General features: G+C 68.7%; 13 protein-coding genes. 7 read left to right on the top strand and 6 right to left on the bottom strand.

Going from position 1 to position 13,727, the window contains the following annotated elements; translation table 11 throughout:
• Positions 1-22: 22 nt before the first annotated feature.
• From IG84_RS0112000 to IG84_RS0111970, 7 genes are all read left to right on the top strand, one after another.
• Positions 23-1,432: an MFS transporter gene (locus tag IG84_RS0112000; protein WP_051861631.1), complete on the top strand. Its 1,410-nt coding sequence runs from the start codon at positions 23-25 to the stop codon at positions 1,430-1,432.
• A gap of 22 nt (positions 1,433-1,454) precedes the next feature.
• Positions 1,455-2,936 (top strand): aldehyde dehydrogenase, encoded by a 1,482-nt coding sequence (locus IG84_RS0111995; protein WP_031054826.1) that lies wholly within the window; start codon positions 1,455-1,457, stop codon positions 2,934-2,936.
• A 72-nt stretch (positions 2,937-3,008) separates the two neighbouring features.
• A complete protein-coding gene (locus IG84_RS0111990; protein WP_051861630.1) occupies positions 3,009-3,758 on the top strand; it encodes an SDR family NAD(P)-dependent oxidoreductase in 750 nt (249 codons plus the stop codon).
• A 200-nt stretch (positions 3,759-3,958) separates the two neighbouring features.
• A complete protein-coding gene (locus tag IG84_RS0111985; RefSeq protein ID WP_031054821.1) occupies positions 3,959-4,738 on the top strand; it encodes an SDR family NAD(P)-dependent oxidoreductase in 780 nt (259 codons plus the stop codon).
• Positions 4,739-4,825: 87 nt separating this feature from the next.
• Positions 4,826-6,247, top strand: coding sequence for an MmgE/PrpD family protein (locus tag IG84_RS0111980; RefSeq protein WP_063761784.1), 1,422 nt, complete (start codon positions 4,826-4,828; stop codon positions 6,245-6,247).
• A gap of 66 nt (positions 6,248-6,313) precedes the next feature.
• On the top strand, positions 6,314-7,666 hold the full coding sequence (locus tag IG84_RS0111975; protein ID WP_051861629.1) for an MFS transporter: 1,353 nt from the start codon (positions 6,314-6,316) through the stop codon (positions 7,664-7,666).
• Between the two features lie 105 nt (positions 7,667-7,771).
• Positions 7,772-9,199, top strand: a complete 1,428-nt coding sequence (locus tag IG84_RS0111970; RefSeq protein WP_211266449.1) for an MmgE/PrpD family protein — start codon at positions 7,772-7,774, stop codon at positions 9,197-9,199.
• Between the two features lie 170 nt (positions 9,200-9,369).
• On the opposite strand, the gene IG84_RS0111965 is transcribed toward IG84_RS0111970, so the two are convergent.
• From IG84_RS0111965 to IG84_RS0111940, 6 genes are all read right to left on the bottom strand, one after another.
• Positions 9,370-9,945, bottom strand: a complete 576-nt coding sequence (locus tag IG84_RS0111965; protein WP_031054811.1) for a class I SAM-dependent methyltransferase — start codon at positions 9,943-9,945, stop codon at positions 9,370-9,372.
• Between the two features lie 99 nt (positions 9,946-10,044).
• Positions 10,045-10,482, bottom strand: a complete 438-nt coding sequence (locus tag IG84_RS0111960; protein ID WP_031054808.1) for a hypothetical protein — start codon at positions 10,480-10,482, stop codon at positions 10,045-10,047.
• A gap of 89 nt (positions 10,483-10,571) precedes the next feature.
• Positions 10,572-11,348 (bottom strand): aldo/keto reductase, encoded by a 777-nt coding sequence (locus IG84_RS0111955; RefSeq protein ID WP_031054807.1) that lies wholly within the window; start codon positions 11,346-11,348, stop codon positions 10,572-10,574.
• Positions 11,345-11,935 (bottom strand): AAA family ATPase, encoded by a 591-nt coding sequence (locus tag IG84_RS0111950; protein WP_245659315.1) that lies wholly within the window; start codon positions 11,933-11,935, stop codon positions 11,345-11,347. The genes IG84_RS0111955 and IG84_RS0111950 overlap by 4 nt, the downstream gene beginning before the upstream one ends.
• Entirely contained in the window at positions 11,932-12,534 is a 603-nt protein-coding gene (locus tag IG84_RS0111945; RefSeq protein WP_031054802.1) for a 3'-5' exonuclease, read from the bottom strand. The genes IG84_RS0111950 and IG84_RS0111945 overlap by 4 nt, the downstream gene beginning before the upstream one ends.
• Complete coding sequence (locus IG84_RS0111940) at positions 12,531-13,721, bottom strand: hypothetical protein (RefSeq protein WP_031054800.1); 1,191 nt, start codon at positions 13,719-13,721, stop codon at positions 12,531-12,533. Before IG84_RS0111940 ends, IG84_RS0111945 begins: the two co-directional genes overlap by 4 nt.
• Positions 13,722-13,727 lie beyond the last annotated feature (6 nt).

Raw genomic sequence — 13,727 nt, 5'->3', positions numbered from 1 at the left:
GGATCCCGACTAGGAGCAGCCGATGACGCCCGCTTCCGCACCGCCAGAGCCGCACAGCAGCACAGTCGGCAAGAAGCCCCTGAAGTCGATGGAGGTCCGCACGGTCGCCAGCGGCACCCTCGGCTCCGCCCTGGAGTACTTCGACTTCGCCACGTACGGAATCCTGTCCGCGACGGTGTTCCCGCAGCTCTTCTTCCACCAACTCGGCTCCACCGGCGGCCTGCTCGCCTCGTTCGCCACCTTCGGCGTGGGAGTCGCCGCCCGACCGCTCGGAGCGGTCCTCTTCGGGCACCTCGGCGACAAGATCGGCCGCAAGCCGATTCTGTTCGTCACCCTCACGCTGATGGGCGTCTCGTCCATCCTGATCGGATTCCTGCCGACCGGTGGGGGAGTCGGCATCGCCGTACTCCTCGTCGCCCTGCGCTTTGTCCAGGGGGTGTCACTCGGCGGGGAGGCGACCGGCGGTCAGATCCTGTTGGTGGAGCACTGCGACAGAAGTCGTCGAGGACTCATGGGCAGTTTCGTCGTGATCGGCTCCCCGCTGAGCCAGGTGCTGGGAAACCTCGTCATCGCCGCCCTGAGCGCCTCACTGACCGCCGATCAGTTCCTCGCCTGGGGCTGGCGGGTCCCGTTCATCGGGAGCATTGTGATCGTCGCGACAGCGGTGTTCATCCGGCTCAAGCTGGAGGAGACGCCGGCCTTCGCCGACAACAAAAACGCCGAGGCTGCGACGCCCGCAGAAGCCGGCTCCCGCCGCAGCGGAATCCGCGTGCTCAAGACGCACCCGCGCCAGGTGATCGGGCTGATGCTCGCTTGGGCCGGCACGACGCTGAGCTTCTATCTGATCGCGGTGTACGGGCTCAGCTACCTGCCCTCCGCGACCGGCATGTCCGCCCAGACGGCGACGGTCATCATGGTGGTCGCGAACGGCCTCTCCGCCGTCTTCGCGATCGCTGGAGGGTACGTCTGCGACCGCATCGGGCGGCGCCGCGTCTGGCGCATCGGCCTCGGCGGTTGCTTCGTCGGCATCGTGCTCTTCTTCACCGCCGCGGTCCCCAATCCGGTCGTCACCGGAGCCATTGTCGCCCTCGTGATGTGCTCCATCCAGTTCCTCAGCGGCGCCCAACCCGCCCTGTTCGCCGAGCAGTTCCCCACGCAGGTCCGCTTCACCGGCATGGCGCTCGCCTACACCGGCGCCAACGTGCTGTTCGCGGCCCCGGCACCGTTCGTCGCCGCCGGCCTGACGGCACTCGGCGGCAGCAAGCTCGTCATGGCCGTGAACCTCGTCGTCCTGGTGGTGTCCGCCGTCGCCGTCCAGACGTGCCGCGAAGGCGGAAACCGCGACCTGGGCCCGGACATGGAAGCGACGCGGCCGTCCGGCAGACCCGAGACCTCACCCGCAATGACCGCCAGCAACATCCCGCAGCAGTGAACCGCCAGTAAGGACACGCAACATGAAGCAGTACCTCCAGTACATCGACGGCGCCTGGGTACAGCCGGACAGCGGCGCCTGGATCGACTCGACGGACCCCTACCGCGGCGAGACCTGGGCCCGCATCGCCCGCGGCAACGCCACCGACGCGGAGCGCGCCGTCAGCGCCGCCCACCGCGCTATGACGCAGGGACCGTGGTCCACCATGACCGCGTCCGAACGCGGCAGGGTGCTGCGCCGCGTCGGGGACGCGATCACCGAGCACGCCCAGACCCTGATCGAGACCGAGGTACGCGACAACGGCAAGCTGCTCGCGGAGGTCACCGGCCAGATGAAGGCCGTGGCCGAGTGCTGGTACTACTACGCGGGCCTCGCCGACAAGATCGAAGGCTCCTCGATCCCCCTGGAGAAGGCCAACTCGGTCGCCTTCACGCGCCGCGAGCCGGTGGGTGTCGTCGCCGCCCTCACCGCGTGGAACTCCCCGCTGTGGTTCGCCACCGTGAAGGCGGCCCCGGCCATGGCCGCCGGCTGCGCCGTGGTCGTCAAGCCCTCGGAGTACGCCTCCGCCAGCACCTTGGAGCTCGCTGAACTGCTCGCCGGTGCGGGCGTGCCCGCCGGGGTGTTCAACGTCGTCACCGGCCTGGGACCGGACGTGGGCGCGCCCCTGGTGGAGCACCCCGACGTGGCGAAGATCGCGTTCACCGGCTCCGACACGACCGGCGCGAAGCTGTACGAGACGGCCGCACGGGGCGTCAAGCGGGTCTCGCTGGAACTGGGCGGCAAGTCACCGAACATCGTCTTCGAGGACGCCGACCTCGACCTGGCCGCGGTCGGTGTCGTCTCCGGCATCTTCGGCGCGGGCGGTCAGATGTGTGCCGCGGGCTCCCGCCTCCTCGTCCACTCCTCCGTCAAGGAGGAGTTCCTCGCCAAGGTCGTCGAGCTCGCCAAGGGCATCCGGCTCGGCGACCCCATGGACCCGGACACGAACGTGGGCCCGATCTCCACCCGGGCCCAGTACGAGAAGGTCCTCCACTACCTCGGCGTCGCCGAGCAGGACGGTGCCCGCCGCATCCTGGGCGGCAGCCCGGCAACCGGCCCCGGACTGACCGGCGGTCAGTTCGTCGAGCCCACGATCTTCACCGATGTCACCAACGACATGCGGATCGCCCAGGAAGAGGTCTTCGGCCCGATCCTCTGCGTACTCGACTTCGACGACGAGGAAGAGGCGGTTCGGATCGCCAACGACATCCCGTACGGGCTCGTCGCAGGGGTCTGGACGCGCGGCATCGGCCGGGCCATGCGCATGTCCAAGGCGCTCAACGTAGGCAGCGTCTGGGTCAACACCTACCGGACGTACAGCTACATGGTGCCGTTCGGCGGCATGAAGCGGTCCGGGCTCGGGCGCGAGCACGGCGTCGAGGCCGTGGACGCGTACCTGGAGACCAAGAGCGTCGTGCTGTCCACGGACGACGACGCCCCGGCCAACGCGTTCGTGATGCGCTGACCTCACCGTCGCGCCCCTGCCCACGACTGGCAGACCACCCCCTCTCACACATCTACTGGATGGAGCAGAAGCATGAGCAGCGCACCGATACCGGACGATGCCCCGCGCGGCCGACTGCGCGGTCGCCGCATCGCGGTGACCGGCGCGGCATCCGGCATCGGACGGGCCACCGCACGACTCTTCGCACAGGAAGGTGCTTCCCTCGCACTCCTGGACAGGGATCCGACCGGCCTGAAGGAGATCGCCCAGGAGACCGGAGGGTCCGGCTTCGAGGTGGACATCACTGCGGAGGACGAGGTGGCGGCCGCCGCCGAGCGCGCGGCCGTGGAGCTGGGCGGTGTCGATGGCGTGGTGAACGCGGCCGGCATCATGTTCCGCGGGCGGGCCGCCGACGTACCGGCGGCCGACTGGCGCCGAGTCCTGGAGGTGAACCTGACCGGCACGTACCTCGTGACCCGCAGCTTCCTGCCCTGGCTGACCCGCGAGTCCGCCGCGAGCGTCGTCAACATCGCCTCCGCGCAGGGCCTGCTGCCCAACGCCCCGGGCTACACGGCCTACGCCGCGTCCAAGGGTGGGATCATCGCCCTGACGAAGGCCCTGGCCGCCGAACTCGCGCCGCACGTCCGGGTGAACTGCATCTCCCCGGGCATGGTGGACACCGCCATGGCCGACGGGCACCGCGACGGCGCATCGAACTATGCCCTCAAGCGCATCGCCGACCCGAGCGAGATCGCGGCCGCCCTCCTCTTTCTCACGAGCACCGACGCCTCCTACGTCACCGGCTCAGTCCTGGGCGTCGACGGGGGCCGCGCATTCCACTGAGGACGCCTTCTGCCGCCGCCCCCTGGCGTGCGGCGGCACCGGGTGGAGAACCGACGACGACCACCCGCGTCACCACGTCTGCGCGTGACGCTTCCGCGGACCCATCCGCTCACCCATGACGGCACCACCCCTGACGGGCCGGCACCTCCTGCCGTGCTGCCCAGTTCCGCATGCCCACACCAAAGTTGAGGAGTACACCTATGCCCGGACGGCTCGACGGCAAGGTCGCCATCATCACCGGAGCGGCGCGCGGCCAGGGTCTCGCCGCGACCCGTATCTTCCAGGCGGAGGGCGCCAAGGTCGCCATGCTCGACCTCGACGGCGAGAAGGCCGCGGCGGCGGCCGGGGAGCTCGGTGTCCCCGGGCTGCTCCCGCTGACCTGCGACGTCGCCGACTCCGCCAGCGTCCGTACGGCGGTGGAGCGCGTCGTGGAGGAGTTCGGGCGGATCGACGTCCTCTACAACAACGCTGGCGCGAACTTCCGCAGGCCCGGACCGCGCGACGACTCCCAGGACGGCCCGACGATCGACCTCACCGAGGAACTGTTCGACAAGTCCATCGGTGTCAACCTCAAGAGCGTCTTCCTGATGGGGAAGTACGTCCTGCCGCACATGATCGAGGGCGGCGGCGGATCGGTCATCAACGTCGCCTCGCTGGCCGGGCACTGGATCGGCGCCCCCAACCATGCCTACACCGCCGCCAAGGCCGGCGTCGTCGGCCTCACACGAGCCATGGCCCAGACCTACGGCGTCAATGGGATCCGCGCCAACGTCATCACGCCCGGCCTGATCCAGACCGAACTCGTTGCGAACATCCTCGCCGACGAGACCTGGCGGGAGAGCTACGCGCAAGGCACGCCGCTGCGCAAGCTGGGCGAGCCCGAGGACATCGCGCGCGTGGCCCTCTTCCTCGCCTCGGACGACTCCGCGTTCATGACCGGCTCCGTGCTGACTGCCGACGCGGGCTACATGGTCCGGTAGTCCGCCAAACGATGCCCTCACCATGTTCCGGCCCGGGTGCGGCCGGGCCGGGACGCCCCTCAGCACACATCGATCCGGAGGAGACCCATGACGCACTCCACCAGCGTGTCGGACCACCCTGTTGACCTGTCCGCCATTTTGGCCGAGTTCGCCGCAGAGGCCGTTTACGAGAAGCTGCCGCTGCCCGCCGTGGAGGGCGCCAAGAAGTCGCTCCTCGACACGCTCGGCGTGATCCTCGCGGCCAGCGGCACGGAGCCCGCGGCACGCGCCGCCGTCGATGTCGTCCGGGACGTCGGCGGGGGCCCGCAGGCCACCGTCCTCGGCCACGGTTTCCAAGCCCCCGCGGTCATGGCAGCGTTCGCCAACGGTGCCATGGCGCACTGCCTCAACTTCGACGACCAGACACCCTGGGGCCAGCACTCCGGCACCTCCATCGTCCCCGCCGCGCTTGCCGTCGTGGAACGGCAGGGCGGGATCTCCGGCAAGGACCTGATCGCCGCTGTCGCGGTTGGGCAGGACCTCTTCACCCGACTGCGGAGGCACGTCGGCTGGCGCCAGGACTGGAACCTGTCGTCCGTCATCGGTGTCCTCGCCGCCACGGCCACGGCCGGACGCCTGCTGAACCTCCCGCCCGACCGGCTCACCCACGCCTTCAGCTTCGGTGCCGTCCAGTCCGGTGGCTTCATGGACATGGTGAGCGGCCCCGGCAGTGAACTCGGCGGCATGTACGCGGGATTCTCGGCCAAGGGCGGTGTGCTCGCCGCGCTTCTCGCGCAGCGCGGGGCGAAGGGCACGGGCACCCTCTTCGAGGGAACCAACGGCTTCTTCGCCACCTACTTCGGCGGCAGCTACGACCGGGAGAAGATCCTCGAGAACCTCGGCGGGGAGTACTACGGAGCCGCCACGCTCTACAAGCCGTGGGCGGCGGTCGGGACCGCGCACAGCCACATCCACGCGACGCTGGAAGCCATGGTCCGCCACGGCCTGAGCCGCGATGACATCCAGGAGGTGCGCGTCCACGTAGGGGACTGCCACGAGGGACTGTGTGCGCCACTGGAGGCACGGCGGGCGCCGGCCACCCTCATGGACGCGCGTTTCAGCCTGCCGTTCCTGGTGGCGATGGCGGCCGTGCATGGCGACCTGAAAACCCGAGACCTGACACAGGAGGCGCTGAAGGACCAGCGTGTCCTCGACTTCGCGCGCAAGGTCGTGGCCGTGCCCGACCCCGCCCTCGACTGGAAGGATGAACTTCCCAGTGGGCGCGTCGAGATCGTGACCCGGGACGGACGAGTCGTCCAGCAGGGCGGCGAGCACACACCCGGCTCGGCCAGCAGGCCGTTGACCTGGAACGACATCACCGGGAAGTTCGCGGACTGCGCCGCACTGGCCGCCGTACCGCCCTCTCCGGAGCAGATCGCCGCGACCCAGCGCACGGCGGCGAACCTCGAAACGGCCGACGACGCGGCGGAACTGGTCCGGTCCCTCACACGGACCCCGTACGGGCACTGATCTCCCTCCCGCAGGCCCTTCGCCCCTAGTGGAAGTCCTCGACAACAACGAAGTTGGACGGAGTTCATGGCCACAGGCGACACCGCACCACCATCGGGCGTCGACGGTCCCGGCGTCATCCGCAAGGTGAAGCGATCCATTCTGCCGATCGCGTTCCTGCTCTACATGTTCAGCTACATGGATCGCTCCACCATCAGCTACGCGGAGCTGACGATGTCGAAGGACCTCGGCATCGGCCTCGCCACGTACGCGGCGGCCGCGTCCGTGTTCTTCATCGTGTACGTGCTTCTGGAAGTACCCAGCAACATCGTCATGGCGAAGGTCGGGGCCCGCGCCTGGCTCTCCCGCATCGCGATCACCTGGGGAGTTGTCACCCTGCTCACCGGCTTTATCGCCAACACGACACACCTGTACATCGCCCGGGTCGCCCTGGGCATCGCGGAGGCGGGCCTCTTCCCGGGCCTCGTTCTCTATCTCACCTACTGGTTCCTCAGTCAGGACCGCAGCCGGGCGCTGGCCGGCATGGTGTTCGCCCAGCCCGTCGGACTCATCGTCGGCAGTGTGAGCGCCGGCCTGATCCTGGATCACGTCGACTGGTTCGGGCTGGCGTCGTGGCGGTGGTTGTTCGTCCTACAGGGCCTGCCGCCGATCCTCCTGGGCATGTGGACCTTCTTCCGCATGGCCGACCGCCCCGCCAAGGCCCGATGGCTGACCAGCGTGGAATCCACCTGGCTCGATGGCGAGATCAACGCCGACTATCAGTCCAGGGACGGCGCGGAGGCGGAAGCACCCAGTCATCCCGAACTGCGCGCCGTTAGGAACCCCCGGGTTCTCCACCTGGCCGTCGTATCGTTCCTCGGCGGTGTCGGCACCTACGGGATGACCTTCTTCCTCCCGCAGATCGTTGCGCAATTGGACCCCGAATACTCGCCCACCAACATCGGCTTCATAGGAGCCCTTCCCTACGTGTGCGCGGCGCTGGCCATGCTGTTCGTCGCACGCTTCTCCGACCGCACCGGCCAACGCAAGGCTGCGGTCATGGGCTGCCTGATCACAGCCGTTGTGGGCCTCGTCCTGACCATGGTTTACCGCAATGTTCCCGTGCCGGGCCTCATCGGACTGTGTTTGTTTGCCATCGGCATCGTCTCGTACCTCCCACCCTTCTTCGCCCTTGCCACCGAAGTTCTCAGCCGTGCTCAGAGCGCCGTGGGCCTCGCCGTCATCAACTCGGTGGCCTCACTTGGAGGGTTCGTCGGGCCGCTGCTCATCGCGAAGGTGGCCAAGGAAGGCAACACCGCGTTCGGGCTCGTCGTTCCGGCGGTGAGCCTGGCTGTCGCCATCGTGTTGATGGGGTGCCTGCGGTGGCGCAGCGGCCCGGAGATGCCGGAGAGAGGATTGGAACCGACGGTGGTCGGCTGAACCCCGCCGCATACACGGAGTTGAAGTCGACCGGCCTGCCGCAGGATGTTGCTGACCGGCTCGCCTGCGGCGCCGTCGACTGTCTTCGTGACAGCCCCTTGAGGAATGAACGAGCAGCCCACAACCGAGGTACACATGGCCTTTCCGACCACTGACATCGTTCACCAGCTGGCGGCGTGCGCTGCCGAGACCCGGTACGAGGATCTTCCGCCTGAGGCTGCTGAGGCGGCCAAGAAGAGCATCCTCGACACACTCGGCGTGATCCTCGCGGCCAGCGGCACGGAGCCAGCCGTGCGCGGTGTCATCGACTTGGTCATGGAAAGCGGAGGTCGCCCGGAGTCATCCGTTCTCGCATTCGGGGGTAAGGCCCCGGCCATGGCGGCATCGTTCGCCAACGGTGCCATGGCGCACTGCCTCGACTACGACGACCAGACACCGTGGGGCCAGCACTGCTCCAGCTCGATCGTCCCGGCAGTATTCGCTGTTGCCGAACGGCAGGGTGGCGTCCGGGGCGCGGACCTGATCGCCGCGGTCGCGGCCGGCCAGGATCTGTTCGCCCGGTTGCGTCGCAACGTCGGCTGGCGCAAGGACTGGAACTTGTCGACCGTGCTCGGCGTCTTCGCCGCGACCGCGGCGGCGGGCCGCGTCCTCGGTCTGCCTGGCGAGCGCCTGGCCGACGCCCTGGGTATTGCGAGCATGCAGTCCAGCGGTGTCATGGAGGTGGTTGCGGGCACGGGCAGTGATCTACGGGCCATGTACGCGGGGTTCTCCGCCAGGGGGGCGGTCACGGCGGCCCTCCTCGCGCAGAAGGGCATCACGGGTGTCCCGGACGTCTTCGAAGGCGGACACGGCGTCTTCCGCACGTATTTCGATGGTGTGTACGACCGCGAGGCGATCCTGGCCGGACTGGGCACGGACTATCAGGGTGGCGGAACGCTCTACAAGCCCTGGCCCGCGGTCGGTACGGCCCACAGCCATATCCACGCCGCCATCGGCCTCATGGCCGACCACGGCCTGGCCTCGGACGACATCGATGAGGTCCGCGTGCATGTCGGTGATTACCACGACCTGATGTGCCGTCCCCTCGATGCCCGACGCGCCCCATCCACGCTTGTCGACGCGAAGTTCAGCCTCCCGTTTCTGGTGGCCGTCGCCGCCACTCGCGGGACTGTACGGGTGGCGGACTTCCTGCCCGACGCGCTTCGGAACCCCGAGGTGCTGAACATGGCGCGCAAGGTCGTGCCTATAGCTGACGAAAGCCTCGACTGGAAGATGGAACTCCCTCCGGGACGAGTGGAGCTGAGGCTCAGAGATGGTCGTCACGTCACCCGAACCGGCACCGAAGTGCCGGGCAGCACGGAGGCCCCCATGACGTGGGGCGACATTATCCGCAAGTTCGAGGACTGTGCGTCCGCGGCGGCGAGTGCCCCATCCCCAGAACAGGTCCGCATGGCGGTCCGGCTTGTCCGCGACCTCGACACGTCGGACGACGCCACAGAAGTGGTCCGGGCTCTCTCCGCGGCCCCGGGATGACCAAACACCTCAACGCTGAAGAGGTGTGCCCGAGCGGTCAGACCGCCGAGGGGCTCCACCGCGTGATCAAAGCGCAGCTGGGTGTGCTGGCACCTCACGCTCCGCGGCGTCGGTGAGCGACACGGGCCGCACTTCCGCCATGGGTGTGTCCCCTCGGTGCCGGTTGCGGTTCAAGGGCGTAGGGCGTAACAGCGGAGTACGTCGAGGTCAGCGGTGCGCACTACGGACCAGCCTGCGGTGAGGACTTCGGATTCTTCCGGAGTGATCCCGAGGTCCTGGAGGGGATGGGTGGCTGCTCGTCGGCCGGCGACCTCGGTGACGACCCAGAAGGTCCCGCCAGGCGCGAGGAGCCGGTGGATACGGTCGACGAAGGCCGGCTTGTCGTCCATCCACCGGTAGACCAGGCGGCAGGTGATGGCCGCGTACGCGGGATCCGGCAAAGCACTGAGATCGTCGGCGGTGATGTCCAGGCACTTCCAGACCGGCCCGAGGCCGGGCCCGGTGTCTTGGGAGGCGGCGAGGGCGATTGCGCTGGGGGAGCAGTCGACGCCGGTCGTGCGGTACCCGAGTTCGCGGTGGAGATGCCGAGCCAGGGCGCCGTCGCCGCAGCCGATGTCGAGGGCCGGGCGCGCACAGCCGGGACCGAGGTGTTCATCCAACAACTGGGTCTCAGCATCGTTGAGCTGCCGATAACGGCGGCCTTCGGCCCACAACGGCTCCCAGTAGGCGGCGGTATCGGTGGTCATGGCTCTCCTTCACGGGTCCAGGCAGTGCTGCGGGGTGTTCTGCGGGTCTCAGGCAGCGGGGTGGCCTAGCGCCGCCACCTCGCGCGGGGCTCCAGCTCGTCATCTCTGCATGAGCCTCGGTGGTGTGGCGGTGCGCACCACATCCCCTTCGATGTAGGCCGTCTCGCCGGTGGCGAGGGCCTGGAGCCCGACCAAGGCCCGTAGCCGGCCCTTCGGCGTCAGCTTGTCGATGACTTGCAGGGTGGGAAGCACACGCACCTCAGCCCGTGGGTCGCGGTAGATGAGCTGCTCGACGTCCTTGCGGGGCATCGGCTCGGTCGCCAGCACATGGGTGATGACCTTCCTCCGCCGCATCTGCACCCAGGCCAGCGCGACGCGCCGCACCAAAGGGAGGCCGCCCGGGACGCCATGGAGCACGTTCTGAGCCGCCTGCTCCGGAGCTTGGCCGTCATACACGGCCCCGGTGGGCAGCATGGTGCCGCCGAGGAGGTCGACGATGACCAGTGCGTCCGCACCCACCGGGACGAGTAACGTCACGCCGATGATCGGAGGCCGCCAGTCCTCGTACGGGGCTGCCGTCCGGGCTGGCGCCGGAGCGGCGGGAGCTGGTGCCGTGATCGTGGGCATCAGGCTTCGCCCGCCACAGCCGCGACGATCTGTTCGAGGTGCTGCGGACGGCTCGTACTCGGGATGGGGGCGACGTGATCACCCCGGTCGAGCAGCCAGCGCAGCGGCGCCTGTACACCAGCTGCGCGCGCTAGAGATCCGGCGTCGAGCGGCCGGTAGGGCACGTAGGAGATGCCCCGTTCCCGGCAGAGGTCCAGTACCGGGTCGAAGCTGTCGGTCATGTTAAGGACGTTCTGGACGGCAGCGATGGTGACTTCCTTGCCCGCCAGGCGGATGTCCTCGGGGGTGACCTTGGACAAGCCGATGTGCCCGATCTTGCCCTCGTCCTGGAGAGCCCGGAGTGTGCCGAGCTGGTCGGCGGCCGGGACTTCGGGGTCGATGCGATGGAGGTAGCACAGCTCCAGCCGCTCCATGCCGAGGCGGCGCAGGCTTGTTTCGACGCAGGCTCGTAGATACGCGGGGTGGCCGTGAGGGACCCAGATGCTGGGTGCCGGCCGGGCCATGCCCACCTTCGTGGCGATCAGCACGTGCTTCGGGTAGGGGTACAGCGCGTCGCGGATCAGGTGCTCGGCGGTGTGGGGGCCGTAGGCGTCGGCAGTGTCGATGTGGGTGATGCCGTAGGTGTGCACGGCCTGGCGGAGCACGCTGAGCGCGGTGTCCCGGTCCTCGGGGTCTCCCCAGGTGCCGGGGCCGGTCAGGCGCATGGTGCCGAATCCGAGGCGGGACACCGTTTTGCCGGCGATGGTGATGGTGCCCGCGGGCGGCGTGGCGGTCATGCGGCGGTCTCCTGGAGGCAGAGGCGGAGCGCCTGCTCGATGACGTTCGCCTGGCTGGCGGGGGAGCTGGTCACGCGGGTGTGCGGAACCGGGTCGTCGGCGAGGAGGCCGTGGACGTGGCGGTCCACCAGCTGGCGGTAGTGGGGGTCGTAGTCGTGGCTCTGGTCGACGGGGACGTCCGGATCGAGGACGGTGGCCAGGAGCAGGTCGTATTTGGGGAGCTGGGTGGCGGCGAGCAGCCGCAGGCGCTCTCTCTCCAGCTGGTGAAGGTGCTCGCCGCGGTATTCGATGGCGGCGTGGAGGTAGGCGATGGCGTCGAGCGGGGCGCGGTCGGCGAGGATGACCTCGGCGCCCTGTGCGGCGGCCGCGATTTCGTCGGCGATGCCTTGCGTGATGATCCACTCGGTGGACGCCGCGGTGTGCTGGTGCATCTTCGGCAGGCCGATGGCGGCGGCGCGCTTGGCCAGCCGGACGGTGCGGGCCACGGGGATGCCGTGGCCGCGCAGCTCCATCTCTATCCGCTTCAGCAGCGTGGTCTTGCCGGTGGAGTGGGTGCCGAGCACTCCGATGCGGATGGGCTTGTTCACCACAGGGTCGGTTCCTCTTCTGGTTCGGGGGCGCCAGGCAGGCCGGGCGGGACGGCCACGGCGACGAGCTGGTCCCAGGTGTCGTAGTGGGTGGCCATGGCGAGCAGGAGCTGGGCCGTGGCGAAGGCGTCGAACGTGGCGCGGTGCCGCTGTGCGGGGGCCGCGCGCAAGTCCGGCTGGATGTGGTCGATCAGGGCGTCGAGGCTGTACTTCGCCAGGCCGGGGTAGGTGGCTCGGGCGAGCCGGAGTGTGTCGAGCACTCCTGCCGGCTGCCAGTGGGGAAGGTGCGTGGAGAGCACCTTGTAGTCCACGTGCGCGTTGTGCGCGCAGATCCACGAGGTGCCGAGCAGCGTGTGGATCTGGTCGGCGATCTCCTCCCAGCCAGGTTCGCGTGCCAGCCGCTCGTTGGTCAGGCCGTGGACGCGTGCAGCGAAGGGCGTGACGGGGCGTTGCGGCCGGGTCAGCCATGCGCCGGCTGTGCTCGTATCGGGACGTCCCTCGCGTACGGGCAGGACGGCGACCTCGACCAGGTCGGGCGGGTTGGTGCCGTTGCCCTCGACATCGACAACGAACAGCGGAGGCCAGGAGGAGAAGTTCATGCGCTGGTGTTTCCGTTCTCCGCCTTCCAGCCGATGGGGGCTCGGCCGTGCTGGCGGCGGTGGTGGGGCTTGGCGCGGTCATGGCACTGGTAGCCGAAGCCGTGTTGCAGGAAGTAGCGCGGCGGCTCGTCCAGTCCCTCCACGATGATGGCGCGCTCATCGATCTCAACGGGACCCGTTGCGCCAAGGGAACGGGCCTGTTCGGCGACCTCCACGAGGTCGGGCTTGACCCAGGCCGACCTGCACAGGGCGACCTGTTCCTCGGGACAGATGTCGCACAGTTCCTTGACGCCGAAGTGGCCGTTGTAGTCGGCCTCTCCATGGGCGTAGGCCACGCCACAGCTCGTCTTGCGGAACAGCGCTCCCCACGGTGCCGAGCTGTTGTCGTCACGGCGGAAGCGGTCGAGGATCCGCTGCTCGGCCGTCTCCGGCATGATCTTGCGCCGAGCGGTGTCCTCGTACGGCATCGGCAGGCCGTGCGCCTCGTAGTAGGAGGCGATCTCCCGGCGGAAGAACAGACCGGTGAAGATCGTGGCGTGCGCGTGCGCGGACAGCTCGCGGGCCCGCTCGAGGTGGGCGTCGCTGTCATTGAGGCCGGGAACGATCGGCCGCCAGTACAAGACGGTACGGTATCGCTCGGCGTGCTCGAACAGGGTGCGCAGGCTGGTCGCGGCGATGTGGGAGTCGACCGGCTCGATCTTCTCGTTGTCGATACCCGAGTGGGTGACCAGGACCGTCAGCCGCAGGTCCTTGAACGAGTTGAGGACGGCGCAGTCCTCGGGCTCGACACGCCAGCGCGTGATGACCAGCACGTGGTTCGTCAGGCCCTGACTGTCCAGGTGCCGCAGCACGTTGAACAGGTGCGGCTTCACCACCGGCAGCATCGGGTCGGTCGCTCTGTTCAGCAGTTGGATGGGCGTGCGGTGGGCCCGGAAGTAGGGGTGGGAGACGAGGGCCGCCACGGCGTCTCCGTCGCTCATGAGGCGCCGAGGGACCTTCATCTCGAAGTTATCGAAGAGGTGCCTCACGCAGTACCCGCACTCCAGCGGGCAGCCGACGATCCAGTTCAGCGACAGGCCCGACTTGCGGTACTCGATCACGTCGGCGAGCGCCGGCTTCAGGTCGCCGATCTTCTCCTTGGACAGGATCGGCAGGGCGCGGCGGGGCGGGGCTACGGGGACGGACATGTGGTC

Origin of the sequence: Streptomyces ochraceiscleroticus, from assembly GCF_000720485.1 — a bacterium.
Lineage (GTDB): Bacteria > Actinomycetota > Actinomycetes > Streptomycetales > Streptomycetaceae > Streptomyces > Streptomyces ochraceiscleroticus.
The sequence above is the reverse complement of the archived record's forward strand: the minus strand, read 5'-3'. Positions and strand labels throughout refer to the sequence as shown.